The sequence below is a fragment of the Synechococcus sp. CS-1333 genome (assembly GCF_025128015.1).
Taxonomy (GTDB): Bacteria; Cyanobacteriota; Cyanobacteriia; order PCC-6307; family Cyanobiaceae; genus MW101C3.
In genome coordinates this window covers 65,687-92,562 of sequence record NZ_JAHLYO010000016.1, presented here as the reverse complement: position 1 = coordinate 92,562, position 26,876 = coordinate 65,687, and the positions used below count along the sequence as shown (strand labels likewise).

29 protein-coding genes are annotated in these 26,876 nt (G+C 66.3%); 14 read left to right on the top strand and 15 right to left on the bottom strand.

Annotated elements, in window-relative coordinates:
* The first annotated feature begins 101 nt into the window (after nucleotides 1-101).
* The 3 genes from KQ303_RS07445 (at nucleotide 102) to KQ303_RS07435 (ending at nucleotide 2,951) form a co-directional block, all read left to right on the top strand.
* Nucleotides 102-1,697 carry an Hsp70 family protein gene (locus tag KQ303_RS07445; RefSeq protein ID WP_259729802.1) on the top strand — a complete coding sequence of 532 codons (1,596 nt, stop codon included), beginning with the start codon at nucleotides 102-104 and terminating at the stop codon, nucleotides 1,695-1,697.
* A gap of 192 nt (nucleotides 1,698-1,889) precedes the next feature.
* A complete protein-coding gene (locus tag KQ303_RS07440; protein WP_259729801.1) occupies nucleotides 1,890-2,684 on the top strand; it encodes a hypothetical protein in 795 nt (264 codons plus the stop codon).
* Between the two features lie 45 nt (nucleotides 2,685-2,729).
* Entirely contained in the window at nucleotides 2,730-2,951 is a 222-nt protein-coding gene (locus KQ303_RS07435; RefSeq protein WP_094512711.1) for a ferredoxin-thioredoxin reductase variable chain, read from the top strand.
* A gap of 11 nt (nucleotides 2,952-2,962) precedes the next feature.
* On the opposite strand, the gene pyrR is transcribed toward KQ303_RS07435, so the two are convergent.
* On the bottom strand, nucleotides 2,963-3,511 hold the full coding sequence (gene pyrR / locus KQ303_RS07430) for a bifunctional pyr operon transcriptional regulator/uracil phosphoribosyltransferase PyrR (RefSeq protein ID WP_094512712.1): 549 nt from the start codon (nucleotides 3,509-3,511) through the stop codon (nucleotides 2,963-2,965).
* Between the two features lie 243 nt (nucleotides 3,512-3,754).
* On the opposite strand from pyrR, the gene gpmI reads away from it, so the two are divergent.
* From gpmI to msrB, 3 genes are all read left to right on the top strand, one after another.
* On the top strand, nucleotides 3,755-5,335 hold the full coding sequence (gene gpmI / locus KQ303_RS07425; protein WP_094512814.1) for a 2,3-bisphosphoglycerate-independent phosphoglycerate mutase: 1,581 nt from the start codon (nucleotides 3,755-3,757) through the stop codon (nucleotides 5,333-5,335).
* An 88-nt stretch (nucleotides 5,336-5,423) separates the two neighbouring features.
* Nucleotides 5,424-5,654, top strand: coding sequence for a preprotein translocase subunit SecG (gene secG / locus KQ303_RS07420; RefSeq protein WP_094512713.1), 231 nt, complete (start codon nucleotides 5,424-5,426; stop codon nucleotides 5,652-5,654).
* A gap of 16 nt (nucleotides 5,655-5,670) precedes the next feature.
* Nucleotides 5,671-6,153 carry a peptide-methionine (R)-S-oxide reductase MsrB gene (gene msrB / locus KQ303_RS07415; protein ID WP_259729851.1) on the top strand — a complete coding sequence of 161 codons (483 nt, stop codon included), beginning with the start codon at nucleotides 5,671-5,673 and terminating at the stop codon, nucleotides 6,151-6,153.
* A gap of 274 nt (nucleotides 6,154-6,427) precedes the next feature.
* Here the strand turns inward: msrB and groL are convergent, their stop codons facing one another.
* Together groL and groES are read right to left on the bottom strand one after the other, a co-directional pair.
* Nucleotides 6,428-8,065 (bottom strand): chaperonin GroEL, encoded by a 1,638-nt coding sequence (gene groL / locus KQ303_RS07410; RefSeq protein ID WP_259729800.1) that lies wholly within the window; start codon nucleotides 8,063-8,065, stop codon nucleotides 6,428-6,430.
* A gap of 118 nt (nucleotides 8,066-8,183) precedes the next feature.
* Nucleotides 8,184-8,495 carry a co-chaperone GroES gene (gene groES, locus KQ303_RS07405; RefSeq protein ID WP_259729799.1) on the bottom strand — a complete coding sequence of 104 codons (312 nt, stop codon included), beginning with the start codon at nucleotides 8,493-8,495 and terminating at the stop codon, nucleotides 8,184-8,186.
* Between the two features lie 245 nt (nucleotides 8,496-8,740).
* Here groES and atpD point away from each other — a divergent pair, with 245 nt between their 5' ends.
* Both atpD and atpC read left to right on the top strand, forming a co-directional pair.
* Complete coding sequence (gene atpD / locus KQ303_RS07400; RefSeq protein WP_259729798.1) at nucleotides 8,741-10,207, top strand: F0F1 ATP synthase subunit beta; 1,467 nt, start codon at nucleotides 8,741-8,743, stop codon at nucleotides 10,205-10,207.
* A gap of 42 nt (nucleotides 10,208-10,249) precedes the next feature.
* A complete protein-coding gene (gene atpC, locus KQ303_RS07395) occupies nucleotides 10,250-10,657 on the top strand; it encodes an ATP synthase F1 subunit epsilon (protein WP_094512717.1) in 408 nt (135 codons plus the stop codon).
* Between the two features lie 56 nt (nucleotides 10,658-10,713).
* On the opposite strand, the gene KQ303_RS07390 is transcribed toward atpC, so the two are convergent.
* Both KQ303_RS07390 and KQ303_RS07385 read right to left on the bottom strand, forming a co-directional pair.
* Complete coding sequence (locus KQ303_RS07390) at nucleotides 10,714-10,857, bottom strand: hypothetical protein (RefSeq protein ID WP_259729797.1); 144 nt, start codon at nucleotides 10,855-10,857, stop codon at nucleotides 10,714-10,716.
* A 543-nt stretch (nucleotides 10,858-11,400) separates the two neighbouring features.
* Nucleotides 11,401-11,841 carry a 30S ribosomal protein PSRP-3 gene (locus KQ303_RS07385; protein WP_233132959.1) on the bottom strand — a complete coding sequence of 147 codons (441 nt, stop codon included), beginning with the start codon at nucleotides 11,839-11,841 and terminating at the stop codon, nucleotides 11,401-11,403.
* 117 nt (nucleotides 11,842-11,958) lie between these two features.
* Between KQ303_RS07385 and KQ303_RS07380 the strand changes: the two genes are divergently transcribed.
* Complete coding sequence (locus KQ303_RS07380) at nucleotides 11,959-12,735, top strand: TIGR01548 family HAD-type hydrolase (protein WP_259729850.1); 777 nt, start codon at nucleotides 11,959-11,961, stop codon at nucleotides 12,733-12,735.
* Between the two features lie 28 nt (nucleotides 12,736-12,763).
* Here the strand turns inward: KQ303_RS07380 and KQ303_RS07375 are convergent, their stop codons facing one another.
* Nucleotides 12,764-14,083 carry an aminopeptidase P N-terminal domain-containing protein gene (locus KQ303_RS07375; protein ID WP_259729796.1) on the bottom strand — a complete coding sequence of 440 codons (1,320 nt, stop codon included), beginning with the start codon at nucleotides 14,081-14,083 and terminating at the stop codon, nucleotides 12,764-12,766.
* A 110-nt stretch (nucleotides 14,084-14,193) separates the two neighbouring features.
* Between KQ303_RS07375 and KQ303_RS07370 the strand changes: the two genes are divergently transcribed.
* From KQ303_RS07370 to ald, 5 genes are all read left to right on the top strand, one after another.
* Nucleotides 14,194-15,210, top strand: a complete 1,017-nt coding sequence (locus KQ303_RS07370) for a CNNM domain-containing protein (protein WP_255140651.1) — start codon at nucleotides 14,194-14,196, stop codon at nucleotides 15,208-15,210.
* Nucleotides 15,207-16,523 carry a GTP-binding protein gene (locus KQ303_RS07365; protein WP_259729795.1) on the top strand — a complete coding sequence of 439 codons (1,317 nt, stop codon included), beginning with the start codon at nucleotides 15,207-15,209 and terminating at the stop codon, nucleotides 16,521-16,523. Before KQ303_RS07370 ends, KQ303_RS07365 begins: the two co-directional genes overlap by 4 nt.
* Nucleotides 16,520-17,134: a nicotinate-nucleotide adenylyltransferase gene (locus KQ303_RS07360; protein WP_094512816.1), complete on the top strand. Its 615-nt coding sequence runs from the start codon at nucleotides 16,520-16,522 to the stop codon at nucleotides 17,132-17,134. The genes KQ303_RS07365 and KQ303_RS07360 overlap by 4 nt, the downstream gene beginning before the upstream one ends.
* Entirely contained in the window at nucleotides 17,134-18,831 is a 1,698-nt protein-coding gene (locus KQ303_RS07355) for an NAD+ synthase (protein WP_259729794.1), read from the top strand. Before KQ303_RS07360 ends, KQ303_RS07355 begins: the two co-directional genes overlap by 1 nt.
* Nucleotides 18,832-18,906: 75 nt before the next feature.
* Entirely contained in the window at nucleotides 18,907-20,046 is a 1,140-nt protein-coding gene (gene ald, locus KQ303_RS07350) for an alanine dehydrogenase (RefSeq protein ID WP_094512724.1), read from the top strand.
* Nucleotides 20,047-20,074: 28 nt separating this feature from the next.
* On the opposite strand, the gene KQ303_RS07345 is transcribed toward ald, so the two are convergent.
* The 9 genes from KQ303_RS07345 to KQ303_RS07305 form a co-directional block, all read right to left on the bottom strand.
* On the bottom strand, nucleotides 20,075-21,175 hold the full coding sequence (locus tag KQ303_RS07345) for a DUF3326 domain-containing protein (protein ID WP_259729793.1): 1,101 nt from the start codon (nucleotides 21,173-21,175) through the stop codon (nucleotides 20,075-20,077).
* The gene (locus tag KQ303_RS07340; RefSeq protein ID WP_259729792.1) at nucleotides 21,172-21,414 is read right to left on the bottom strand and encodes a hypothetical protein; all 243 of its coding nucleotides are present in this window, start codon (nucleotides 21,412-21,414) and stop codon (nucleotides 21,172-21,174) included. Before KQ303_RS07340 ends, KQ303_RS07345 begins: the two co-directional genes overlap by 4 nt.
* A 28-nt stretch (nucleotides 21,415-21,442) precedes the next feature.
* Nucleotides 21,443-21,766, bottom strand: a complete 324-nt coding sequence (locus tag KQ303_RS07335) for a 2Fe-2S iron-sulfur cluster-binding protein (RefSeq protein WP_259729791.1) — start codon at nucleotides 21,764-21,766, stop codon at nucleotides 21,443-21,445.
* A gap of 246 nt (nucleotides 21,767-22,012) precedes the next feature.
* Nucleotides 22,013-22,738 (bottom strand): 2OG-Fe(II) oxygenase family protein, encoded by a 726-nt coding sequence (locus KQ303_RS07330; protein ID WP_259729790.1) that lies wholly within the window; start codon nucleotides 22,736-22,738, stop codon nucleotides 22,013-22,015.
* The gene (locus tag KQ303_RS07325) at nucleotides 22,719-23,672 is read right to left on the bottom strand and encodes a F0F1 ATP synthase subunit gamma (RefSeq protein ID WP_259729789.1); all 954 of its coding nucleotides are present in this window, start codon (nucleotides 23,670-23,672) and stop codon (nucleotides 22,719-22,721) included. Before KQ303_RS07325 ends, KQ303_RS07330 begins: the two co-directional genes overlap by 20 nt.
* A 26-nt stretch (nucleotides 23,673-23,698) precedes the next feature.
* Nucleotides 23,699-25,216, bottom strand: coding sequence for a F0F1 ATP synthase subunit alpha (atpA, locus tag KQ303_RS07320; RefSeq protein WP_094512728.1), 1,518 nt, complete (start codon nucleotides 25,214-25,216; stop codon nucleotides 23,699-23,701).
* Nucleotides 25,217-25,295: 79 nt separating this feature from the next.
* Nucleotides 25,296-25,844 carry an ATP synthase F1 subunit delta gene (gene atpH / locus KQ303_RS07315; protein WP_259729788.1) on the bottom strand — a complete coding sequence of 183 codons (549 nt, stop codon included), beginning with the start codon at nucleotides 25,842-25,844 and terminating at the stop codon, nucleotides 25,296-25,298.
* Complete coding sequence (locus tag KQ303_RS07310) at nucleotides 25,844-26,365, bottom strand: F0F1 ATP synthase subunit B (protein WP_399233206.1); 522 nt, start codon at nucleotides 26,363-26,365, stop codon at nucleotides 25,844-25,846. The genes atpH and KQ303_RS07310 overlap by 1 nt, the downstream gene beginning before the upstream one ends.
* Before the next feature lie 17 nt (nucleotides 26,366-26,382).
* Nucleotides 26,383-26,853 carry a F0F1 ATP synthase subunit B' gene (locus KQ303_RS07305; RefSeq protein WP_259729787.1) on the bottom strand — a complete coding sequence of 157 codons (471 nt, stop codon included), beginning with the start codon at nucleotides 26,851-26,853 and terminating at the stop codon, nucleotides 26,383-26,385.
* Nucleotides 26,854-26,876: the final 23 nt, after the last annotated feature.

The window sequence follows — 26,876 nt, the reverse complement described above, 5'->3', positions numbered from 1 at the left end:
TGGTTTCCATGACCTTAGGCCAGCTCGGGCGGAAGGGTCAGCCGCCAAGCGGATGCCGGCGGCCATCCGCCAAGCTGCGCGGAGCCCTTCGCCCGCTCACGATGGCGACACCTGGCACCCTGGCGATTGACCTGGGCAGCACCACCACGGTGGTGGCCTTCCAGTCCGCCGAGGGCGGCGCGCCCCAGCTCGTGGAGATCCCCCCCTACAGCTGCGCTGACCCCTGCGTGGTCCCCAGCCTGCTGTGGCTTGCCAGCGCCACAGCGGAGCAGCCGTTGATCGGGCGCCAGGTGATCGAGGCCGGCCTCGCCGGCAGTGAAGGCCCTGAGCTCTGCCGCGATTTCAAGCGCGGCATCGGCGGCTGCGCCGATGCCGGCCGGGAAGAAGGAGCCGGTGGCGCCGCCGCTGCGTCTCTGCTGTCCCCGGAGCAGGCCGGAGCGATGCTGCTGCGCCAGCTCTGGCGCCACCTGCCAGCGCAGCTGGCCCCTACCCGTCTGGTGCTCACCGCGCCGATCGACGGCTACCGCGGCTATCGGGAATGGCTGCACGCCGTCAGCCAGGACCTGGCTGTTGAGGAGGTGGCCCTGGTGGATGAGCCCACCGCTGCGGCCATCGGCGCCGGACTGCCCCCCGGCAGCCGCGTGCTGGTGGTGGATCTTGGTGGCGGCACGATCGATCTTTCGCTGGTGGCGCTCGAAGGCGGCGAGGGGCGCGCCGCGCCGGTGGCCCAGCTGCTGCGCTTCGCCGGCCGCGACCTCAGAAACAGCAGCCAGAAACTGCGCTGCGCCAGGGTCGTGGGCAAGGCGGGCGTGGCCCTCGGCGGCCGGGACATCGACCGCTGGATCGCCGCGGCGCTCTGGGCGCAGGTCAACGGCCAGGGCCCGCCACCTGGCACCTTGCTGGAAGCTGCGGAATCCCTCAAGTGCCGGCTGAGCGAGAGCGCCGAGGCGTCGGTGCTGACGATGCTGCCGGGGGGCACCAGCCGCCTGCTGCAGCTGAGCCGCCAGGAACTGGAAACCACTCTTCTGGAGCAGGGATTTCTCTCTCTGCTGGAGGAGCTGCTGGAGCGGGTGCTCGCCGCCGCCAGGGCCGAGGGGCTGGACTTTGCGGACGTGGAGGCCATCCTGCCGGTGGGGGGCAGCAGCCGGATTCCGCTCGTGCGCCGCTGGCTGCAGGAGCGTTGCCCCGGTGTGCCCCTGCGCGACGAACGGCCGATCGAGGCGGTGGCCCTGGGGGCGCTGGCGCTCACCCCGGGCGTGCGGATCAAGGACGTGCTCGCCCGGGGCGTGTCCCTGCGCTGCTGGGACCAGCGCAGCGGCAGCCATCGCTGGCATCCGCTGTTTGTCGAAGGGCAGAACTGGCCCACCACCCAGCCGCTGGAGCTGCTGCTCGCCTGCAGCGACGACGGCCAGGAGCAGATCGACCTGGTGCTGGGGGAGCCCCGCGACGACGAACGCTCCGAGGTGGTGTTTCGCGATGGACTGCCCCAGCTGCGGCGGCGGCCCGCAGGGGAGGCGGAGGTGCAGCCCTGGGGGCAGCAACCCGCGCCGATCGGTCTCGATACTCCCGGAAAACTTGGCAGCGATTGCCTGCGGCTCCACTTTCAGATCGATGGGCAGGGCCAGCTGGTGCTGGAAAGCGAAGACCTGAGCACGTCGCGGCGCTCACCCCCTCAGCCGCTTGGCCCCGTGCGTTGAGACCGCTCGCTTCCACTGAGACGAAGCGCTCTGCTGGCCCCACCCGCGGTGATCAATCAGCCCACGCGTAGGCAGTGGACGACAGCGCGGCTGACCCCGCCAGGCTGAAAGCCGCGGGTCCTGTTCATAGAAAGGGAGGATTGCCTGTTCCTTGCCTTGGCCATCCGCCGCCACAGGCTTCCGCGTTTCTGGTTGGCGCTCACTCTCGGCCTGGTGGCCGCTGTGATCGGTGCGGCACGCTGGTGGGAAGGCCAACTGCCTGGCCGGCTCGAGCGGGCGGCCAGCGAGGGGCGCTACGAGGCCTGCCTCGCCTACAGCGACCAGCTGGCTTCACTCCGCTGGATGACAGGGCGCGCACCGCGCGAACAAGGCCGCTGCCGCCGTGCGCGCGCCGAGCGGCTCTGGCAGGGGCAGCGCTGGCAGGAGGCACTTCAGCTGCAACTGCTGCTGGCCAATTCCGAAGCAGGCATCCACTCTGACCGCGACCGGTTGCGCTCCTGGCAGGAAGAGCTGCGCACCAAGGCGATGGCCCGTTTCGAGGCCGGAGATCTGGAGGGGGCGATGGTGTTCCTCAAACCGATGGGCGAAGACCGCCACCCCGCGGGTGACGCGCTCGGTGACAACCTCAGGGAGTTCTGGAGCCGTAACCGCTTTCAGCAGGAGAGGGCCACCCAGTTGGTGGAGCAGAAACGCTGGTGGGAAGCGCTTGAAGCCCTCAACCGGATCGATCATCCCTGGTGGAAATCGCAGTCAGCCGTGCTGCGCAGGCAGGTGGAAACCGCCATCTCCGGTCTGAAAACCCAGGAGCAGGAGCATCACAGCCATGGCGCTACGGCAGCCAACTCCGTGCCCGTGGCCGAGCTGGATGCGGCCATCAAGGGTCTGCTCGCCCAGGGGGTCGACGACTGGTCGGCCTTCACCCGTGCCTGCCGGCAACTCGGCGGGAAGGTGGTGGAGAGCGGCCCCGAAACCACCTGTCAACGCTGAAGGGCTGCCGTGACAGGATTGCCGCCGTCCGCCACCGCATCCTTCATGAAGCCGGGAGAACAGGTCAGGGTCTGCCAGAGCGTCGTGGTGTACACCCATCCAGAGCACCGCGGTCAGCCCTTCGACCTCCAGGGACTGGAGGGTGAGGTGTTCCAGGTGCTTGACGACTGGAAAGGTCGTCCGATCAGCCCGACCCTGCCGGTGGTGGTGGCGTTCGGTCGCTATCGCGCCCATTTCCGCCCGGACGAGCTCGAGCCGGTGGCCTGAAGAGACTTGCCTCAGGGCTTGAGCAGCACCACACCATCGCGCCCATCCACGGCCGCCAGCCAGAGCTGAATCGACTCCTGGCGGCTGGTGGGCACCACCCGACCACAGAAATCAGGCTGGATCGGCAGCTCCCGGTGCCCCCGGTCCACCATCACCAGCAAACGCACCACCGCCGGCCGGCCCCAGGCGTGCAACGCCTCCAGAGCGGCTCGCACCGTCCGTCCGGTGAAGATCACGTCGTCCACCAGCACCACATGGCGGCCTTCGAGCGCTGCAGGCAGCTGGGTGGCCTGCACCATGCGGGTGCCCACCCGGGCCAGGTCGTCGCGGTGGAAGGTGGGATCAAGGCTGCCCTGATCCACTGGATGACCGCAGCTGGCTTCGAGCTGGGCGGCCAGCACCCGAGCTAACTCGACGCCGCGGGTGGGGATGCCGAGCAGCAACAGCTGGCGGCTGTCCGGCGCACTCTCCAGCACCTGGGAGGCAAGGCGATGAACCGTGCGGGTCAGATCCTGGGCGGAGAGAATCTCCACGCAATGGTCACCGATTGACGACACCATGTGGGGATCCCGGAGGTGAAATGGTAAGGGAGTCTCCTTGCGCTTATGCCCATTAGCTGACGCTTACCGGCCTGCTTTCTGTGACGAAGAGATCACACTGTAATTTTGAGGGCGATCAGCCTGTATCAGGGCTTTGCGGAAGAATCGGTGACCGACATTCCTTCCACGAGCTCCAGCTCTCGCCCGAGCGGCTCTCTCCCCCCTCCCCCCTCCGGCCCCGTGGATCACCGCTACGTGCCACCGGTGGTACTGGCCATTCTCGATGGCTGGGGATACCGCGAAGCCAGCGATAACAATGCGATCCGCGCGGCCAGCACCCCGGTGATGGATGCGCTGTGGGAGGCCTACCCCCACACGCTGATCCAGGCGAGCGGCGGCGACGTGGGCCTGCCCGACGGCCAGATGGGCAACTCGGAAGTGGGCCACCTCACCATCGGCTCCGGGCGGATCATCCGGCAGGAGTTGGTGCGGATCGGCAAAGCGGTGAAGGACGGCAGCCTTGCCGCCAATCCCGCCCTCAATGCCCTGGCCGACACCCTGCTGGTGAATGGCGGCGCACTCCACCTGATCGGCCTCTGCTCCGACGGCGGCGTGCACAGCCACATCGATCACCTGGGCGGCCTGCTGCAGTGGGCCGCAGGCCGCGGCCTCAGCGACGTCTGCATCCATGTGGTCACCGACGGGCGCGACACCCCGCCCCAGAGCGCGATCGCCTTCCTCGACCGCATCGATGCCCAGATCACAGCCGCCGGCGTGGGGCGGATCAGCACGATCTGCGGCCGCTACTGGAGCATGGACCGCGACAACCGCTGGGACCGCACCGAGAAGGCCTACCGATTGCTCACCGAGGCCAGACCGGCCGACGGCCCGCTCACGGCCCAGCAGGTGGTCCTGGCGGCCTACGAGAACGGCATCAACGATGAGTTCCTTGAGCCCTACCGCCTCAGCTCCGGCCACCTGAGCCCCGGCGATGGCCTGATCTGTTTCAACTTCCGCCCCGACCGGGTGCGTCAGTTGGTGCGCGCCCTTGTGCTCGAAGACTTCAGCGGTTTCTCCAGGGAGCGCATCGAGCCTCTGCACCTGGTCACTTTCACCCAGTACGAGCAAGCCCTCGACGTGGCGGTGGCCTTCCCCCCCGAGTCACTCGATGGTCTGCTCGGCCAGGTGGTCTCCGAACACGGGCTGCGCCAGTTGCGCACCGCCGAAACGGAGAAGTATCCGCACGTCACCTATTTCCTCAACGGCGGCATCGAGCAGCCCTTCAACGGCGAAGACCGCCACCTGGTGCCCTCCCCGCGGGTGGCCACCTACGACCAGGCTCCCGAGATGTCCGCCGCTGCCCTCACCGACAGCTGCATCGCCTCGATCAACAAAGGCATCTACTCCCTGGTGGTGATCAACTACGCCAATCCCGACATGGTGGGCCATACGGGGCAGATGGAGGCCACAGCCGCCGCCATCGCCACCGTGGATCACTGCGTGGGCCGACTGATGGAAGCTACCAATCGGCAGGGGGGCACCCTGCTGATCACCGCCGATCACGGCAATGCCGAAGTGATGAAAGGGGAGGACGGGCGGCCCTGGACGGCCCACACCACCAACCCGGTTCCGGTGATCCTGGTGGAAGGGGAACGGCGCAAGCTGGCTGGCCACGGCACGGATGTGCGCCTGAGGGAAGGGGGCGGCCTGGCGGACATCGCCCCCACCCTGCTGGAGATCCTTGAGCTGCCTGTGCCCGCCAACATGACGGGGACCTCCCTGATCGAGCCATCGCCACTGCTGCCCACTCCTGAGCCCTTGCGGCCACGGGCGCTGCAGGTCTGAGCCCGGCGGGCCGTCAGGTCAGCCTGCCCGCACTCTGAAGGGCCGATCGGCCTGGCGTTCGGGCCTGGTGTTTGGGTAGGGTCTGAAGATGATCACCACGGTTCTTTCCTGGATCTGGGCCGCTCTCGGCGTGCTCCTGATCGCCAGCGTGTTGCTGCACAGCCCCAAGGGCGATGGCATGGGAGGCCTGGCCAGCAGTGGCGGGTCGATGTTCAGCAGCGCCCGCAGCGCCGAAGCCACACTCAACCGCGTCACCTGGACCCTGCTTGCCCTGTTTCTCGGCCTCGCCGTGGTGCTGAGCGCCGGCTGGCTGCGCTGACCCTGCCGTGACACCAATCAAACGCCGTGGCTTGCTGGCCTCGCTGGCCCTCCTGCTCTCTCCTCTGTTGGGAGGCCGAAAAGCTGAGGCTGCGAGCAAGGCTGGCGATCCTGCCTGGCAACTCAGTGAGGCTGCCTGGAAGGAGCGCCTGAGTCCTGCCGCCTTTGCAGTGCTGCGCCGTGAGGGCACGGAGCGGCCGTTCTCCAGCCCGCTCAACAACGAAAAGCGAGCCGGCACCTACGTGTGTGCTGGCTGCCGTTTGCCGCTGTTCTCCTCCACCACGAAATTCGACAGTGGCACCGGCTGGCCCAGCTTCTGGCAGCCCCTGCCGAATGCGTTGGTCACCCAGCTGGATTTCAAATTGATCGTGCCCCGCACGGAATACCACTGCCGCCGCTGCGGCGGGCATCAGGGCCATGTGTTCAACGATGGACCCAGGCCCACCGGCAAGCGTTACTGCAACAACGGCGTCGCGCTTGCCTTCGTGCCCGGCAAGTAGGAACTTGCTGCGGCAGGGACGTTGAGCCCTTGCGCCGTTGTGGCATACCTCTGCGCATGCATCTTGGCGCCTCCCCGCCGGCCACATGGACAAAGGACGAAAAAAGAGCAGGCTTTTGGCCTGCTCCGGTGATGCGCTGATCGGTCGCAACTGATCTGCTGCTGGTTGGCAGCTGATCGCTCGAAGTTGGCGGTTCGAAGCTGCTGGCTTGAAGCAGTGACGGTTGATCGGAGCTGGATCCGCAGGGTGACCCTGCGAATCCAGGGGCAGACGATCAGTAGTCGAAGTCGCCGCCCATGCCGCCACCGCCGCCGGCGGGAGCAGCTTCCTTCTTCTCGGGCAGGTCGGCCACGATGCACTCGGTGGTGAGCACCATGCCGGCGATCGAGGCGGCGTTCTGCAGGCCGGAGCGGGTCACCTTGGCGGGATCAACGATGCCGGCAGCCAGCATGTCGACGTATTCACCGGTGGCGGCGTTGTAGCCCTCGTTGAACGGCATGCCCTTGACATGCTCAGCGACGACGGCGCCATTGACACCGGCGTTCTGGGCGATCCGCATCAGCGGAGCGGTGAGGGCGGAGGCCACGATGGTGGCACCGATCAGCTCTTCGCCGGTGAGGTTGGCAGCCGCCCACTCCTCGAGAGCAGGGGCCAGGTGGGCCAGGGTGGTGCCGCCACCAGGAACGATGCCTTCCTCAACAGCCGCCTTGGTGGCGTTGATGGCGTCTTCCAGGCGCAGCTTCTTGTCCTTCATCTCGGTTTCGGTGGCTGCACCCACCTTGACCACGGCCACACCGCCGCTCAGCTTGGCCAGACGCTCCTGCAGCTTCTCCTTGTCGTAGGAGGAGTCGGTTTCGTCGATCTGCTTGCGGATCTGCTCCACACGGGCCTTGACGGGCACTTCGTTGCCTTCGGCGACGATGGTGGTGGTGTCCTTGTTGATGGTGATGCGGCGGGCGGTGCCCAGCATCTCCAGCTTGGTGTTCTCCAGCTTGAGGCCGGCGTCTTCGGTGATCAGCTGACCGTTGGTGAGAACGGCGATGTCCTCAAGCATGGCCTTGCGGCGGTCGCCGAAACCAGGGGCCTTGACGGCGGCCACGTTGAGCACGCCGCGCAGGCGGTTCACCACCAGGGTGGCGAGGGCTTCCTTCTCGATGTCCTCGGCGATGATCAGCAGGGGCTTGCCGGTGCGGGCGATCTGCTCAAGCACGGGCACCAGGTCTTGCACCAGGCCGATCTTCTTGTCGGTGAGCAGGATGTAGGGCTCGTCGAGCACCGCTTCCATCCGCTCGGTGTCGGTGGCGAAGTAAGGGGAGATGTAGCCCTTGTCGAAGCGCATGCCCTCGGTGACCTCCAGTTCGGTGGTCATCGACTTCCCTTCTTCCAGGGAGATCACGCCTTCTTTGCCGACCTTGTCCATAGCGTCGGCGATCATGCGGCCCACCTCTTCGTCGTTGCCGGCGGAGATGGTGCCCACCTGGGCGATGGCGTTGCTGTCGGCGATCGGCTTGGCGTGCTCCTCAATCTTCTTGACGAGGAAATCGGCAGCCTTGTCGATGCCCTTCTTGAGGGTGATGGCGTTGGCGCCCGCAGCCACGTTGCGGAGACCCGCCTTGACCATGGCGTGGGCCAGGACGGTGGCCGTGGTGGTGCCGTCGCCGGCGGCGTCGTTGGTTTTGGAGGCGGCCTGACGGATCAGGGCCACACCGGTGTTCTCGATGTGGTCTTCCAGTTCGATCTCTTTGGCGATGGTGACGCCGTCATTGATGATCTGGGGAGCGCCGAATTTCTTTTCCAGCACCACGTTGCGGCCCTTTGGGCCGAGGGTGACGGCAACTGCCTCAGCGAGGATGTCGATGCCTTTTTCGAGGGCCCGGCGGGCGTTCTCGTTGTAGATGATGCGCTTGGCCATGGAAGGGATGCTCCTTGAAGTAGTTGGTAAAGGGTTGACCGTCCCACGAGTCGTCGGGGGTCAGGACGTGATCAGTGAGGGCAGTTAAGGCTCACAGGAACCTCAGGTGCCGGAGCGATCAGTCGACGATGGCGAGAATGTCTTTTTCGGAGAGCAGCACGAACTCATCGGTGCCGAGCTTGATGTCAGTACCGGCGTACTTGCTGTAGAGCACCTTGTCGCCCACGCTCACTTCAGGAGCTTGGCGGGAGCCGTCCTCATTGCGCTTGCCGGGGCCCACTTGGACCACTTTGCCCACCTGGGGCTTCTCCTGTGCAGTGTCGGGGAGCAGGATGCCGCCCGCGGTTCTTTCCTCCGATTCGGACACCTTGATGAAAATGCGATCTCCAAGGGGTTTGACAGTGGAGACGCTGAGGGAGACAGCAGCCATGGATCGTTTCAAATGCGGTGGTGCGGCGCCGTGGGCGCCACAGGGGAGAGCGAATTAGCACTCGCCCTGCCTGAGTGCCAACCTATGGCGGTGGAAGGGTGCAGTGCAATCGGTACGGTGTGCGGTTGACCGAACCCAGCACGCGGCACGGGCCTCAGGCTCTGAAGACCAGGCCATTCGCGGTGGTATGGTGGCGCGGCTTCAGGCGGGCGCGCGTCCCGCTGCGCGATCTTCCTTCCTTTCCTATGGCTGCTGCTGCTCCCGTCAACACCGGCTCCAAGGGTGTTGTCCGTCAGGTGATCGGCCCCGTTCTCGACATTGAATTTCCGGCCGGCAAGCTGCCCCGCATCTTCAATGCCATCCGCGTTGAAGGCCGCAACTCCTCGGGTCAGGACATCGCCCTCACTGCGGAAGTCCAGCAGCTGCTCGGCGACCACCGGGTGCGTGCCGTTGCGATGAGCGGCACCGACGGCGTCGTGCGTGGCATGTCCGCCCTCGATACGGGCGCCCCGATCAGCGTCCCCGTGGGTGAGGCCACTCTTGGCCGCATCTTCAACGTGCTCGGCGAGCCGGTTGATGAGCGTGGTCCGGTCACCTCCACCCTCACATCTCCCATCCACAGGGATGCGCCGAAGCTGATCGAGCTCGAAACCAAGCCCAAGGTGTTTGAAACCGGCATCAAGGTGATCGACCTCCTGGCTCCTTACCGCCAGGGTGGCAAGGTCGGCCTGTTCGGTGGCGCCGGCGTGGGCAAAACCGTGCTGATCCAGGAGCTCATCAACAACATTGCCAAGGAGCACGGCGGTGTTTCCGTGTTCGGTGGCGTTGGCGAGCGCACCCGTGAGGGCAACGACCTCTACGAAGAGTTCAAGGAATCTGGAGTGATCAACTCCGAAGACCTCCCGAAATCCAAGGTGGCGCTCTGCTTCGGTCAGATGAACGAGCCCCCCGGCGCCCGCATGCGCGTGGGTCTGTCGGCACTCACCATGGCCGAGCATTTCCGTGATGTGAACAAGCAGGATGTGCTGCTGTTCATCGACAACATCTTCCGCTTCGTCCAAGCCGGCTCCGAAGTGAGCGCCCTGCTCGGCCGCATGCCCTCCGCTGTGGGCTACCAGCCCACCCTCGGCACCGACGTCGGTGAGCTTCAGGAACGCATCACCTCCACGCTCGAAGGTTCAATCACCTCGATCCAGGCTGTGTACGTGCCGGCCGACGACCTCACCGACCCCGCTCCCGCCACCACCTTTGCCCACCTCGATGCCACCACGGTGCTGAGCCGCGGCCTGGCTTCGAAGGGCATCTACCCGGCCGTCGACCCGCTCGACTCCACCAGCACCATGCTCCAGCCGGCCGTTGTGGGCGACGAGCACTACCGCACCGCCCGTTCCGTGCAATCCACCCTGCAGCGCTACAAAGAGCTTCAGGACATCATCGCCATCCTCGGCCTCGACGAACTCTCCGAAGACGACCGTCGCACCGTCGACCGCGCGCGCAAGATCGAGAAGTTCCTGTCTCAGCCCTTCTTTGTGGCTGAAATCTTCACTGGCCAGTCCGGCGAATACGTGAAGCTCGAAGACACCATCAGCGGCTTCAATATGATCCTCGCTGGTGAGCTGGATGATCTTCCCGAGGCTGCTTTCTACCTCGTGGGCAACATCGATCAGGTGAAGGCCAAGGCCGCCAAGATCCTCGCTGACGCCAAGTCCTGATTCGCGACGGACTGCCTCTGATCTCCCTGTCACCTTCTCGCCATGACTCTCAATCTCCGTGTTCTGGCACCTGACCAGAGCGTTTTCGACGGCAGCGCGGATGAGGTGATCCTGCCCAGCACCACTGGGCAGCTGGGGATCCTCCCCGGACACGTCTCCTTGCTTACTGCTCTCGATGTGGGCGTGATGCGCCTGCGCAGCGGCAAAGACTGGACCTCCATTGCCTTGATGGGTGGTTTTGCCGAAGTCGAAGCCGACGAAGTCACTGTGCTCGTGAACACCGCAGAGCTCGGAGACAAAATCGATGCCGCCGCCGCCGAGCAGCAGGTGGAAGAAGCCCAGCTGCGTGCAGCCAGCTTCGAAGGCCAGCCGCCCAGCACGGAAAAGGTGAAAGCCGTCCAGAACCTGGCTCGGGCCCGGGCCAGGCTTCAGGCCACCCGCAAGGCCTGATCCATCAACGGCGCTGTCCTTTGCTGGCGGCCCCAATCCTTTTGGCCGCAATGCCATCAACAGCCTTGGATCGGCTCCACAAGCCCGGTCCAAGATTTTTTTTGTATGCCCTGGATGTTTGCCAGCTGGCCCTTGAACTCTGCCAGCTGGCCCTGGTTCTTGGCCAAGAGGCCTTGGATCTCCGCCAGCAGGCCCTGCAACGCTCAACGCCGGCTCACTAGCGCTGAATTCGGGCACTTCAACTTCCCACGAACGTCATCATCAACGTGGCGAAGTCAGAGTGGAGAATCGCTGTCAATCGATCCATACCATCCGGCGATCAAGCCTGGTGAACTTGATCATGAATGCAATCTGATGGTGGCTGGAACTTGGCTACCAATGACAATCGATGAAGGATGCAGCTCGACCGCGGATGCAACCCGGTAGCGGATACAACTCGACTGTGGCTGGAACTTGACCGTCGACCCAGCTTGTTGACGAATTCGAGTTGGCCGAGGGCGAGTGCGGAGGTCGAACGCTTGATCGACAAAGAAAAGGCCCCTGCTTGGGGCCTTTAACGTGCTAGACGTTCTGGCGAGTGTCGGTGAGCGATGTGCTGGAGAGCGGCACCCATCGACCGTTCGCTTCAGCAGGTGTTGAGCCGTTCCTGAACCTGGCCAGTGAAGCCAAGCCAAGCCAAACGACGCTTGAAAGGAAGTGGACTGCGCTGTAGGCCGTAAGCCAATGCAGCCCGCCGCTGACAATCAAGCGGTTCCGCAGAAGGTGACGTCGGGGAACTTGAGCTTGGCTTCGTCGAGCGACTTGCCTTTGCCTTCCTCTTGCCAGTAGTTGATCACCTCGGTGGCCTTGTTGAGGATCTCCACCCGCTCATTGTCGGTGATCCAGGATTTGGCTTCCAGTTCACCTTTGAGGGTTTCCCAGGCATCTTCCCGCGGCCAGAAGAAGTAGGAGGTGAGGGGGCTGGGGCCACCGCCCACGATCTGATCAACGGCCAAAGCGACGTTGTCGGGCAGCCAGAGGATCTTGAGCAGGAAGCGGCCTTCATCCGCTTTCGGCGTGTGGCCGGAAGGAACGCCATCTTCGTCGAGGGTGGCCGTGGCCAGTGCGGCGCTGGCGCCACGCAGCACGGGACGCCCTTCGCGGGCGCCACTCGGATCCGCGGCGGCGGGAAGGATCTCAGGCATGGCGGACACGGCGGGCATCGCAGAAACCGCCGCGTCAGGGCTATCGCTGGCCGTCATAGGTTCGGCGCTCAAGGACAACAATCAAACGAGTAACCTACCAGCCCCGGCCTCCCTGCCCTGAAGCCCCGCGCTGTTCTGCTGTTCGACATCGACGGGGTCATTCGCGACGTGAGCGGCAGCTACCGCCGCGCCCTGGCTGAAACCGTTCACCACTACAGCGGTTGGAGGCCCGGACAGACCGAGGTGGATGCACTAAAGAGCGAAGGTCTTTGGAACAACGACTGGGAGGCATCGCTGGAGCTGCTGCGGCGCCACGGGCATGACCCGCTACCCAGCTTTGGTGCCCTGGTGGAGGTGTTCAGCCAGCTCTATTTCGGGGGAGACCCAGACGGCCCGCCAGAAGCGTGGCAGGGCTTCATCCGGGAAGAAACGCTTTTGGTACAGCCGCCTTTCTTCGAGCAGTTGAGCCAGCACGGCTTCGCCTGGGGGTTCGTGAGCGGCGCTGAACCGGCTTCCGCGCGCTTCGTGCTGCATCAGCGGCTCGGATTGCCGCAGCCTCCCCTGATCGCCATGGGCGACGCTCCGGACAAGCCCGATCCCACCGGCCTGCTCACGCTTGCCGCCCGCCTGGCCACCACCGACCTGGGCCATGAAGCCCCCTTGGTGGCCTATGTGGGCGACACCGTGGCGGATGTGGAAACGGTGCAGCGTGCTCGGGCGTGCCATCCCGATCAGGCCTTCGTCAGCCTGGCGGTGGCTCCGCCTCACCTGCAGGACGCGGGAGCCGTTGCGCAACGGCAGGTCTACGAACACCACCTGACCCAGGCAGGCGCCGACCACATCCTGACCACCACGGCGGAGGCTCCCGCGCTGCTGAACCGCCTGCTCGGCTGAGCGAACGGCCCGGACCGTGCAGCCGGTTTCACCGCTCCATGGCGTCTGCTGATTTGAGAGCAGCGGCTGTGAGCACCTCGTGCCCGCTGGGGGTCACGGCCACGTCGTCCTCGATGCGGATGCCGATCCCCTTCCAGCGCGCGTCGATGGCGGGCTGGCCATCCGGCACGGGCAGCCGATCGCTCACGTAGAGCCCAGGCTCCACTGTGAGCACCATGCCGGGCTCAAGCGGCACAGGATGCTCGCCGAGGCGGTAAGCACCCACGTCGTGGACATCGAGCCCCAGCCAGTGGCCGGTGCGGTGCATATAGAGGTGGCGGTAGGCGCCCTGCTCGATCAGGCCATCCACCTCCCCCTGCAGCAGACCCAGCTCCACCAGTCCCTCCACCAGCACCCGCACCGCGGCCGCATGCACCTGCTCGGCATCGGCCCCTGGCTTCACGCAGGCGATTGCCGCCTGCTGGGCAGCCAGCACCAGGTCGTAGAGGGCGCGCTGCTCCGCACTGAAGCGCCCGCCCACCGGGAAGGTGCGGGTGATGTCGCCGTTGTAGTAATCGCTGAGGCTGCAACCGGCGTCGATCAGCAGCAGATCGCCGTCCAGCAAGGGTGCACTGTTGCTCGTGTAGTGCAGCACACAGGCGTTGTCGCCGCCGGCGACGATCGAGCCGTAGGCAGGACCACGGGCGCCCTGAAGCAGAAAGTGCTGCTCGATCGCAGCCTGCACCTGCCGCTCGTTCAGCCCGGGCCGCGCCACCTGCCGCGCCAGCTCATGGGCTTCGGCGGAGATCCGGGCGGCCTCGCGCAGGCGCTCCAGCTCGTCCTCGGTCTTGCGCAGGCGCAGCTGGTGCAGCAGCGGGCAGGGTGCCACCAGGCCAAGCGCCGCCTGACCGCTGCGCGGTGCCCGGTCGAGCTGGGCGGCCCAGGCGGAAAGCACCAGCGGCTCCACGCTCGGATGACGACCCACCCGGAACGCGATGCCCTCGGCCCCTTGGAGGTACTCCGCCAGCCGTTCGGCCAGTTCCGCCCGCGGATGGGCCAGGTCGGCGCCGAACTGGGACACCGCGCCTTCGCACCCCCAGCGGAAGCCGTTCCAGACCTCGGCCGCAGGGTCCTTGGGTTCTACGAACAGCACGAACCGGTGCTCACTGCGGTGCGGCAGGAACAGGGCCACGGCCCCAGGCTCATCGAACCCCGTGAGGTACCAGAAATCGCTGTGCTGGCGGAAGCCATGTTCCACATCGGCGTGATGGGTGACCAGTGGAGCAGCGGGAATCACGGCGGCCACGGCACCGAGCCGTTCCAGGAAAAGCGCGCGACGCTGCTGGAAGGTGGCAGCGGAAATCACCATGGAGGAACCACGAAACGGCGGGACAGAGACTTAGACGATTAAATAAGGGCATGGAATGCCCTGCCTTGATGAAGGCGCCGACATGAGCGAGCTGGGAAGGGCGCGCCACCATGAATGAGCTGTTCGGCCTGGCAGCGCTGGTGGTGGTGATTCTGGCGGGATCAGCGCTGTGCTCAGGCGTCGAGGCGGCCATCCTCACGGTCAATCCCCTCAAGGTGCACGAACTGGCGGGCCGTCCGGTGCCGCCGCGCGGTGCCAGGGCCCTGCAACGGCTGAAAAACCGTCTGGGCCGTGCCCTGGCGGTGCTGGTGATTCTCAACAACGGCTTCAACATCTTCGGCAGCCTGATGATCGGCAGCTATGCCGGCTGGGTGTTCGCGCAGCTGGGCGTCTCCGGCATGGCCCTGCCCCTCTTTTCGTTCGGCCTCACCGTGCTGGTGATCCTGCTGGGGGAAATCCTGCCCAAATCGATCGGCAGCAGCATGGCCATGCCGGTGTCCCTGGCGAGCGCCGCCACGGTCAACGTGCTGCTGCGGTTGATGTTGCCGCTGGTGCTGGTGCTCGAACGTCTGATGCCGGCGATCACCGCCGAGAGCGAGCTCAGCACCGACGAGGAGGAGATCCGCCTGCTGGCCAGGCTTGGCTCCCGCACCGGCCAGATCGAAGCCGACGAAGCCGCCATGATCGGCAAGGTGTTCCAACTCAACGACCTGACAGCGCGGGATCTGATGGTGCCCCGCGTGGCAGCCCCCACCCTGCCTGGGATGGCAAGCCTCCAGAGCGTGAAGCCTCAATTGCTTGCCCAGCACGCCCCGTGGTGGGTGGTGCTGGGCGAAGAGGTGGACGAAGTGCTGGGGGTGGCCAGCCAGGAAAGCCTTCTGCAGGCCCTGGTGGAAGGGCGCGGTGAGACCACGATCCAGAACCTCATCAGCCCGGTGGAGTTCGTGCCGGAGATGATCCGCGCTGACCGTCTGCTCACCGCCTTCCGGCGCAGCAGCCATTCCGTGCGGGTGGTGGTGGATGAATTCGGTGGCTTCGTCGGTGTGATCGGTGCCGACGCCGTACTGGCGGTGCTGGCCGGCTGGTGGCGGCGGCCGCAGTCGCCTGTGGAGGTCCCCGGCGAATGAGGCCCACGCCCGACACCCCCACACGTTGCCGCCAGTTGCTCAGGCTTTGGCGCTCGGAGATCAACCTCACCCCTCGCGAGTGTTCGGCCCTGGGTCCGGAGCTGGCGGCCCTGGATCGCCAGATTGAGCGGCTGGAGCAGGGCCGCCTGCGGCTGGCGGTGTTCGGCCGCGTGGGTGTGGGCAAATCCAGCCTGCTGAACGCCTTGCTCGGGCGTTCCCGCTTCGCCACCGACCTGGCCCACGGGAGCACCCGCCTGCAGGAACGAGAACGCTGGCAGCAGTCGATCGCGGGTCTGAACGGCGTGGAGCTGGTGGACACCCCCGGCATCGACGAGGTGGATGGCCCGGCCCGCCAGCGGCTGGCCGCCAGGGTGGCTCTTGGCGCCGACCTGCTGCTGTTTGTGCTCGACGGCGACCTCACCAGCCCGGAAGGCGAAGCCCTGGAGCAGGTGCTCGGCTGGGGCAAGCCCTTGCTGCTGGTGGTGAACCGGATCGACTGCTGGCCGGCCGGCGAACGCGTCCAGCTGCTCGACAGCATTCGCCGGCGGCTGCCGGCCGCCGCCGCCGGCCTGGATCTGGTGGCGGTGTCGGCGGCGCCAAGACAGGCCCAGCTGCTGGCTGACGGCCGTGTGCGCAGCGAAGCCCGGCCGCCCGCCATCGAGCCTCTTCAGGAGCGGCTGGTGGACCTGCTGACCAGTCACGGGGCCCTGTTCCTCGCCCTCAACAGTCTCAAGGCAGGGGATCGATTCGCTCAGCGTCTGCAGGCCCAGCGCCTGCACCAGCAGCAATGCCAGGCCCATGGGGTGATCGGGCGGTACGCCACCCTCAAAGCCGCCGGCGTTGCCGCCAATCCACTGGTGCTGCTGGATCTGGCTGGTTCGCTCGCCTGCGACACCGCCCTGGTGATGCAGCTCTGCCGGCTGTACGGACTCACGATCAATGGCGCCCAGGCGCGGCGGATGCTGGCCCGGCTGTCAGGCCACAGCGCCTTGCTGGGCGGCACCCAGATCGGCATCCAGCTGCTGCTGGGCGCCCTGCGCCAGGCGCTGCTGGTGGCAGCGCCATTCACCGGCGGGCTCTCGCTGGCCCCTGCCGCGCCCGTGGCCCTGGCCCAGGCGGCGCTGGCTGTTCACACCACCCGGCTCACCGGCCGGCTGACCGCCGCGGAACTGCTCAAAGCGGCCCATCAGGGCCCGGCCCGCCCCGGTGCCCTGCTGCGGCGCCTGGCCCGGCAGGATCCCCAGACCCAGGTCTGGCTGCAGCAATGGACGCCGCGGGGCTGGGATCCGGCCCTGCAGGGGCTGCAGCCATGAGCGCGCCCGACCAGGTGGCCCTGTTCGGCACGAGCGCCGATCCGCCCACCCTCGGGCACCGCGCTCTGCTGCAGGCCCTGGGAGAGCGCTACCCGCTGGTGCGCACCTGGGCCAGCGACAACCCCTTCAAGCAGCATGGGGCCCCCATTGAGGTGCGCGCCGTGCTGCTGCGGGCGCTGGTCGAGGGGATCGGCAATCCTCGTATTCAGGTGGACCAGAGCCTCAGCCACAGCCGCGCCCTCCACACCCTGGAGCAGGCCCGCCGGCTCTGGCCTGAAGCCGACCTGATCTTCGTGGTGGGCAGCGATCTGCTGCCGCAGATTCCCCGCTGGTACGCGGCGGATGCCCTGCTCGCCGCCTGCCGGCTGGCCGTGGTGCCTCGCCTGGGCTGGCCGCTCGACGCGCTGCACATCGATGGCCTGGTGCAACGGGGAGGCCGGGTGGAGGTGCTGCCGCTGCAGATCCCGGCCACGGCCAGTTCCCAGTTGCGCCTCCATCCCGATCCCCAGCTGATCCCGGCGGAACTGTGGCCGGAGCTGCGCAAGCGCAACCTCTACGGCCTGGGCGACGTGGCGGCCAGCAGGCGGCCGGCCACCCCGCCGCTGCGCTGATGCGGCTCGCCCTCGCCCAGATCGACCCGCTGGTGGGAGACCTGCGCGGCAACGGTGCACTGCTTCTGGAACGTAGCCGTCAGGCCGCCGCTGCCGGGGCTGATCTGGTCGCCAGCCCCGAGCTGTCGCTGTGGGGGTACCCGCCACGGGATCTGCTGCTGCGGCCTGCGCTGCTGCGCCAGCAGGAGCAGGTGCTCGATGCGCTGGCCCATGAGCTGCCCGGCGGGCTGGCTCTGTTGGTGGGCGTCGCCGAGCCGGTGGCTGGCAACGGACTGCCGGCGCTTCACAACGCCGTGGCCCTGGTGGAGCAGGGCGGCTGGAGCATCGTCGCCCGTAAGCGCCTGCTCCCCAGCTACGACGTCTTCGATGAACGCCGCTACTTTCAGCCGGCCGACGCGGCCTGCCTGATCGAACGCCAGTGGGGCGGGCGCCCGTGGCGCATCGGCCTGACCATCTGCGAGGACCTCTGGGTGGAGGAACGCCTGCAGGGGCATCGGCTGCGCGGGGCGGACCCGATCGCCGCGCTCATGCCGCTGCAGCCCGACCTGCTGCTCAACCTCTCGGCGTCTCCGTTCGTGCAGGGCAAAGGCACAGTGCGCTGCCGGCTGGCCCAGGCGGCGGCCGCCCGGCTGCAGTGCCCGGTGGCGTACGTGAACCAGGTGGGCGGCAACGATGAGCTGGTGTTCGACGGCGGCAGCTTCGTGGTGGACGCAGCCGGTGCCATGCGGCTTCAGTTGCCCTGCGCCGCCGAGAGCCTGGCGGTGTGGGACAGCGACCCAGGGGCTGAACCCACGGGCCCCGTCGCCCCACCTCCGGATCCGATGGAGCAACTGTTCCGGGTGCTGGTGCTGGGGGTGCGCGACTACGCCGGCAAATGCGGCTTCCGGCAAGCGCTGCTCGGGCTCAGCGGCGGCATCGATTCAGCGCTGGTGGCCGCCGTGGCCGTGGCGGCCTTGGGGGCTGACCAGCTGTTCGCGTTGCTGATGCCTTCCCCCTACAGCTCAGCAGGATCCCGCACCGATGCGATCGCGCTGGCGGATCGCCTCGGCGTCGCCCACGGCTGCGTGGCGATCGAGCCGCTGATGCGGGGATTTGATCAGGCCCTGGAAGCGCCGATCGGAGCCGCACCCACAGGGCTGACGGCCGAGAACCTGCAATCCCGCATCCGCGGCACTCTGCTGATGGCCATGGCCAATACCCAGGGCCGGCTGTTGCTCTCCACCGGCAACAAATCGGAGCTGGCCGTGGGCTATTGCACCCTCTATGGCGACATGAACGGCGGCCTGGCGGTGATCGGCGACCTCTACAAGACCACCGTGTTCCGCCTTTGCGCCTGGCTGGACAGCCCCGCCGCCGCCGACTGCCGCCGCAGTTGCGGGCTGCCGGCCAATGGGGAGCTGATCGGCGCGGCGATCCGCGAGAAGCCACCAAGCGCTGAGTTGCGGCCTGATCAGCGCGACACCGATTCCCTGCCCGACTACGCCGTGCTGGACCCCCTGCTGCGGCAGTTCATCGAAGAGCTGCGCAGCCCGGAGGAGCTGGTGGCCGCCGGCACGGATGCTCAAGTGGCCCAGCGTGTGTACCGCCTGCTGCGCCGGGCCGAGTTCAAACGGCGCCAGGCCGCGCCGCTGATCAAGGTGAGCGGCCGGGCCTTCGGCAGTGGCTGGCGCATGCCGATTGCTGCCGCCATCGACTGAATCGTCTGCCGATGCGGACCAATTCCTGGCAGTGCGGCCCCGCCGCCGCCAGTGTGTAAGCAGATTGAGAGTTGCATGGCCAGCCCCGGTCCCACCGCGCCGATCGCGAGCATCGGCGTGCCCACGGAAATCAAGCGGGACGAACAACGCGTGGCCCTCACCCCCGATGGCGTCAGGGAGCTGGTGTCCCATGGCCTGGAGGTGCGGGTGCAGAGCGGCGCCGGCAATGGTGCGGGCATCGACGATTCCAGCTACGCCGAAGCCGGGGCGCAGCTGGTGAGCCAGGAAGAGGCCTGGGCGGCCCATCTGGTGGTGAAGGTGAAGGAGCCCCAGGCCGAAGAGTTCCGCTTTCTGCGCAGCGACCTGGTCCTGTTCACCTACCTACACCTGGCGGCCTACCCGGATGTGGGCAGGGCGCTGCTGGAGGCCGGCACCACCGGGGTGGCCTACGAAACCGTTCAGCTCGACAACGGCAACCTGCCGTTGCTGGCGCCGATGAGCGAAATCGCCGGCCGGCTCGCCGCCCAGGTGGGTGCGCACCTGCTCGAAAAGCCCCATGGCGGACGCGGGGTTCTGATCGGCGGTTGCACCGGCGTCAGGCCGGCGCGGGTCGTGGTGCTTGGGGCCGGCACGGTGGGGTGGAATGCGGCCCGCTTGGCGGCGGCGATGGATGCGGAGGTGTTCCTGCTCGATCACTCCCCCCAGCGTCTGCGCAGCCTGGAATCCGACCGAAGCGGCCGGCTGGTGAGCCTGGTGAGCAGCCGGGGCCTGATCGAGCGCATGGTGCCCGGCGCCGATCTGCTGATCGGAGCGGTGCTCACCCCCGGCGGCCGGGCGCCCACCCTCGTCGACGAAGATCTGGTCCGACGCATGAAGCCCGGCTCCGTGATCGTCGATGTGGCGATCGACCAGGGCGGCTGCATCGCCACCAGCCGCGAAACCACCCACACGGATCCAGTGGTCACGATCCATGGCGTGCAGCATTACGCCGTCGGCAACATGCCCGGCGCCGTGCCTTTCACCTCCACCGAAGCGCTGGTCAGCGTCACCCTGCCTTACATCGTCGGCATTGCCGGCCGGGGGCTGGTGGAGGCGGTCACCGAGCGGCCCGAACTGCTCTCGGGACTGAACACGGTGGATGGGGCGGTGTGCCACCCCGGGGTGGCCAAGGCGCTGGGTGTGCCCACCCGCCACCCGATGGCCTGCCTGCGCTGATCGGGATCCCTGCCAGCGCTGATCCGGATCAATCCGCCGCCGCGCCAACAGCCAGCGAGGGGAGAGGGCGTACCAGCGCTGACGGTTCGATCCCCTCGCGCAGAGCCAGCACCAAACCCGCCGCCTCGGCATAGGTGGCGGCCGGAAGCACCGGAATCCCGAGGGCGTCGCCGCTGACCTCGAGCACACAGGCATTGCTCTGAACAGCGATCACCGGCAGGCCGCGGGCGGCGCAGCGCAGCACCGCCTCCCCCCCCAGCGCGCCGGCCGGAGCCACCACGGCCCCGATCCGGGCGGGGTGGATCAGCTCGGCGGGCAGCGCCGCACCGACCAGGGGGGATGCCGGCTGCAGCGGCACCAGATCAGGGGCGCGACTCAGGCCCACGAGCACGCAGGGCAGAAACGTGTGCCCCAGTTCTTCAGCTGCGGCGCGAGGATCAAGGCCCACCTCCACCGGCAGTGGCGCCAGGGCGGGCGCGTGGGCGCAGGGGATCCCCAGGTGGCGTCCCAGCAGGTGACTGATCACCGCCTCAGCACCGGCCAGGCCGTCGACGCCAGCGCCGCCGCGGTAGGCCGCAAGCTCCTGCGGGCCGTTGTCGTCCGGGAAGCGGGTCACGATCGCAATGGCTGTGGCCCCCGCCTCTCGCAGGCATTCCCCGGCCCGCAGCAGCTCGGCTGGATGCTCGAGCCCACCACCGCTCGCACCGCTGCTGCTGCGGCTCAACGCCACCCCCAGGGGCCGCTCGGTGGTGAGCACCGGGCCAACGGCAAGGCCGAGCGTGGCCCTGCAGGCATCCGCCACCTGCAGGTGCCGCTGACGCAGATCCGGCTCGATGCCGGCATCCAGCAACAGGCCCACCTGGCGCTGACGCACCGGTGCGAGCGCCAGATCCCCGGCGGCGAAGCGGTTCAACGCCCAGCCCTCCACGTAGTGGATTCTCGGGTCGCTCCAGTAGAGAGCGGCACCATTCATCACGTTCGGGTGGGTGATCAGGCAGCCGCTGGCCGCTGCCAGCAGGCGCGCGGCAGGTAAACCATCACCGGCATAGCCACCGATGCAGCATCCGATCCCGGTCGGGATCACCAGCAGGAGCGGCAAGGGCGCCCCTGGGCCGATGGCAGAGGTCATGGCTCCACCAGCAGCACTGCTTCCAGCCGTGCGCGCATGGCCCCGTGCTCAGCGCTCTCGACGGCCGTGATCGCCCAGCGCAGCGGCACGCCCTCCTCGCGATCGAGAGCCGCCAACACAGCGGCTAGTACCGAAGCGGAGGGCGATGACGCGACTGGTGAAGTGGCGGCGGGTGCTGCGGCGGGCAGCGACGCAGCGACCGGAAGCGGCACCCACACCTCCCTGGCGATCAACCGCACGGCATCTCTGGCTTCACGGGCCAGGCGCTCACTTCTGATACTGCCCGAACTGGGCTACGTACAACGCGTCCTCCTGTCCCGCCTTCAGCTGCAGATCACTGCGCGGGTAGGCCACACAGAGCAGGGCATAGCCCTGGGTCTGCAGGTCGGCCTTGACACCCATGGCGTCGGGCTGATGCACCGTTCCCACTGTGATCACAGCCGCACAGGTGGTGCAGACCCCCGAGCAGCAGGAACTGGGCAGGGGCACGCCAGCGGCTTCAGCCGCCGACAGGACCGTCTGATCGGCCGAGCAGGAAAAGGTATGGGTCGCGCCGTCGAGCGCAGCGACGATGGTGAAGGTTTCACTCATGGCAGAGGATGCAAGCAGCGGAGCAACTCCGCTCAGGGAGGGCAGCGGCCCCATCTTCCCGGACGGAGGGCCAGCACGGCGCTCTCGCCCATCACCGAAGGGCCCGAAGCAGGGAGCGAATCCCGTTGGCAAAGGAATCGGGGAAACGCAGCTGTTTGGCGCCGCGCGAAATCATGCGGGGAGCGAGGCAGCTGGCGGGAAGCTGCTGGCTGAAAGCTTTGGGCGGGAAGCGGCTGGTTCGAACGCTCAGGCCGTGCGCGCAAACGGTGTCCACGCGCCGGGGTGGGGAGCGAGAAACTCAGGGGGATGGCTGCTGGAGGACCGGGCCGAGAGGAAAAGGTCAAAGCTCACCGAGCAACGCCGCTCGTCGTCCTCATTGGGCAGCACCGCGTGATCGGTGCTCGCAGGAAAAAGCACCAGAAGACCAGCCTGAGGAGCCACGTCCTGCCAGGGGGCGTTGAGGGGGTGATCAGGGGTGATCGGCCCGCTGTGACCGACGGCCAGGCCCGGCACCAGCTCGTTCACCTGACGGTGCGGGAAGAGCCGCAGGCAGCCGCAGCGACCACTGCCATCCCCCGTGATGTAGTACACCGCACTGAGATGGGCGTTGGGGTGATGGTGGCGGCCGACGGCTTGACCCGGCTCGCTCACCACGGGCCAGGCACGCAGCAGGTGCAAGTCAATCTGCTCGGTATCAAAACCGAGTGCTCGGAGATAGGCCGGAGCGGCACGCTCAAGCTGGGAGACCAGCCAGCCAAAAGCTGGCCGGCGATGCACCTGCCAGGCGTCACTCAGGTCGCCCGTCCAGGCGCAACCTTCGGACGGATTGCCATTGGCTGCACCGCGAAGCTGCAGGGCCTCCTGCAGCATCACGGCTGAGTCGAGCGGGTCGGGGCGCAGTTGCTGGCGGCCGAGCGCCAGCGGGAACAGCGGCTGGATCTCGATGATGGCCTCAGCCCATCGCCGAGCCACCCACGATTTCCAGGATTTCCTGGGTGATCGCAGCCTGGCGGGCCTTGTTGTAATCGAGAGTGAGCGACTTGGCGAGCTCCTTGGCGTTATCGCTGGCGCTGTTCATGGCCGTCATGCGGCTGGCCAGCTCACTCGCGGCGGCTTCCTGGAGGGAACGAAGCAGCTGGTTGTCGAGGTAGAGCGGCAGCAGGGCATTGAGCAGCTGATCCGGGCTCTGCTCAAACACGAACTCCGACTCCAAAGGCGGAACGCTGTTGCCGGAAGGCACGCCCCGTTCAACCGCCAGCCGACCTTCCCGTGTGGTGAGACGGAAAATCTCATCATCCTGGGCGGCAATGCCCTGGGGGTCGAGCGGCAGCAGGGTCTGGGAGACAGGGCCGCTGCTCACGAGGTTGATGAACTTGGTGTAGATCATCTCCACCCGGTCTGTGCTGCCGGAGAGGAAGGCCGCCAGCACTTCGTCGCCGATCTTGCCCGCCTCATCCGCGGTAGGCACCTGCTCAAGGCCGGTGAACGTGGTGAGGATCGGATATGAACGGTTCTTGAAGTATCCGGCGGCCTTGCGCCCGATCAGCACCAGTTCCACCGTGAAACCCTGGCCCTTGAGCTCAGCGAAACGCTGTTCCGTGCGCTTGATGATGTTGGCGTTGTAGCCACCACAGAGGCCACGGTCAGCACTCACCACCACAAGGGTGATGTGACGCAAAGGCCGGGTCTGTTCAAGCAGCGGGGTGTTGGCCACATCCTCGAAACGCAGACGGGTCTGCAGGTTTTCGAGCATCCGGGCCAGGCGGTCGGCAAACGGCCTAGACCTTAGCACCTGTTCCTGGGCACGCCGCACCTTGGCCGCCGCGACCATCCCCATGGCCTCGGTGATCTTGCGGGTGTTCTTGACCGAACTGATGCGGTCGCGGGTTTCCTTGAGGTTGGCCATGGTTCAGGTGCTTCGCTTCAGGGAGATCAGGCCGAAGCCAGAAGGGTGGAGGTGACTTCGCTGATGGCCGCCTTGAGCATGGCCTCGGAGGATTCGCTCAACTGCTTCTCGGTTTGCACCTGCTCGATATAGGCAGCCGCATTGGTCTTGAGGTATTCCCGCAGCTCGCGAACGAACTGGGTCACCTGGTCGATGGCCACGTCATCGATCAGGCCCTTGACCCCGGCATAGACCACGGCCACCTGTTCGGCCAGAATCAGCGGGCTGTACTGGGGTTGCTTCAGCAGTTCACGCAGGCGCTTGCCCCGGCCAAGCTGCTTCTGTGTGGCGGCATCCAGGTCAGAAGCGAACTGGGAGAAGGCAGCGAGTTCGTCGAACTGGGCCAGTTCCAGTTTGAGGGTGCCGGCGATCTTCTTGATGGCCTTGGTCTGAGCTGCACCGCCCACGCGGCTCACCGAGATGCCCACGTTGATGGCGGGCCGCAGGCCGGAGTTGAAGAGGTCGGACGTGAGGAAGATCTGGCCATCCGTGATCGAGATCACGTTGGTGGGGATGTAGGCGGAAACGTCTCCAGCCTGGGTTTCGATGATGGGCAGGGCTGTCATGCTGCCTTTGCCCATGGCATCGGACAGCTTGGCGGCCCGCTCCAGCAGACGGCTGTGGCAGTAGAAGACGTCGCCGGGGTAGGCCTCACGGCCGGGCGGGCGGCGCAGCAGCAGGGACATCTGGCGGTAAGCCTGGGCCTGCTTGGTGAGGTCGTCGTAGATCACCAGGGTGGCCTGGCCTTTGTACATGAAGTACTCAGCAATAGCCGCGCCGGCATAAGGGGCGAGGTACTGAAGGGCCGCCGGCTCGGAGGCACAGGCTGCCACAACGATGGTGTAATCGAGGGCTCCCTTCTCACGCAGCACATCAATGACGTTGGCCACTGAAGCCTGCTTCTGGCCGATCGCCACATAGACGCAAACAACACCTTCACCCTTCTGGTTCAGGATGGTGTCGATGGCGATGGCCGTCTTGCCGGTCTGGCGGTCACCGATGATCAGTTCGCGCTGGCCGCGGCCGATCGGAATCATGGCGTCGATCGCGGTGATGCCCGTCTGCATCGGCTCATGCACCGACTTGCGCTGGATGATTCCAGGTGCGGGTGATTCGATCAGGCGGGTTTCTGAGGTGGCAATCTCACCTTTGCCGTCGATGGGCCGGGCCAGCGGATCCACAACCCGGCCGAGCATGGCGTCGCCCACTGGCACTTCAGCGATGCGTCCGGTGGCTTTGACCGTGCTGCCTTCCTGAATGCTGATGCCTTCGCCCATCAGCACGACACCGACGTTGTCGTCTTCCAGATTGAGAGCAATGCCCTCGGTGCCGTCTTCGAACTCGAGCAGTTCGCCAGCCATCACCTGCTCAAGGCCATAGACCCTGGCGATGCCGTCGCCCACCTGGAGCACCGTGCCGACGTTGCTGACCGATACGGACTTGTCATAGTCCTCGATCTGCTGCTTGAGGATGGCGCTGATCTCGTCGGGACGGATGGAAACCATGGGTTCAGTTCCCCGCGCGGGGAGGCGATGGAAGGAAAGGAGGGGAGGGGAAGGAGGAGAAAGCCGGGAACCTTGGGGCTCAGCCGCTCTTGGCGAGCGCCAGTCCAAGCCTCCGGACCTGGCCGGAGAGGCTGGCGTCGATCACCTTGGATCCGAATCTGACGATCAGCCCGCCAATCAACGAGGGATCGACGTCGAGCTTGAACTCGACGTTTTCGGTACCAGCCAGCGCCTGCACCTTGGTGCGCAGGGCCTGTTGCTGGTCGTCGCTCAAAGGCGCGGCGGAAACCACGCTGGCCAGAGCGATGTGGCGCTGCTCACGGAAGAGTGTGAGGAAGCGCTCCAGGATCGAATCAAGGATTGAGATCCTCTGACGATCAGCGAGGAGCTTGAGGAGGTTCAGGAACGACGGAGTGAGCTGCTCCTGGAAGAGGGCCACCACAATGGCTTTCTTCGTTTCCGGCTCAATCACAGGGGAAACGAAGGATTGGCGTAGCTCAGCGGATTGGTGCCAGAGATCAAGCAACTGCTTGGCCTGCTCGGCAACGAGTTCACTCTCACCGGATTGATCGGTGATCTGGAGAAGGGCTTCGGCGTAGGGCGAAGCGATGGTATTGAGCAAGGGCATCAGACTTCACCCAGCGATTCGATGGAACGGTCGATCAGTGCGAGCTGGGCACCGGCATCGAGCTTAGAGGGGAGAGCTGCAAGAGCCTTTTCGACCGCCAGCCTGGCCGCCTCGCGGCGGAGCTTTTCGCTCACCCTGTCGGCTTCTGATTGAAGATCGTTGCTTGAGCCCTGTTTCAGCAGCGCCATGGCTTCCACCGTGCGACGCTCGCTTTCGAGCCGGATGGACTCAGAGCGCACTTTGCCGTCAGCCCTGATCTGATCCGCCTTGATCTGAGCCTCGGCCAGATCCTTCTGGGCTGTGGCAAGAGCGGCTGTGGCTACGCCAAGCCGCTCCTCGGCGTCCTGGAGATCGCTCAGGATCACTTCGCGCCTTCGCTCCAAAGCGCTGCCGAGAACCTTGGGCAGAAACCACACCAGCGCGGCGATCACGATCGCCAGGTTGATGACGTTGGTTTCGAAAAGATTGAGATTGAGCCCGAAATGTCCCTCGCTGGCGAACAGCGGGGTATGGGGCGCCATCAGAAAGAGGGAAGGAGTCATTTCGCAGCCAGCAGACGGTTGACGATCAGTTCGCTGAGAAGATCGGATTCGCCTTCAAGGTGCTCGATGGCCTTCTGACGTTCAGCCTCGATGGTGCGGCGTGCGCTTTCCATGCTGGCGTTGACATCGGCCTGTGCAGCAGCAAGGGCCGAGCGATAAAGCCGGTCCATCTCCTCCTCGGCTTCCACGATCAGCGTCTGGGACTTCTGTCGAGCGTCCTTAAGCTGGGCGGTGAGATCGGCGGCGAGGCGCTCGGCTTGTGCAAGCTTCTGCTTGGCATCCGCACGGCTCAGAGTGATGTAGCTGTCGCGCTCTTCAACCGTGCGACCAATTGGCCGGAAGAACAGCAGGTTGAGAACGTAGGTGAGGAGCACCACCTGCACCGCCATGAGCGGCAGGGTGGCATCGAGGTCGAAGAGACCTCCCTCTGGAGCACCGGCTGCGGCGAGTAGAAGCCAGCTGGTCATGGGGCAGGGACGCTGGAAGGATC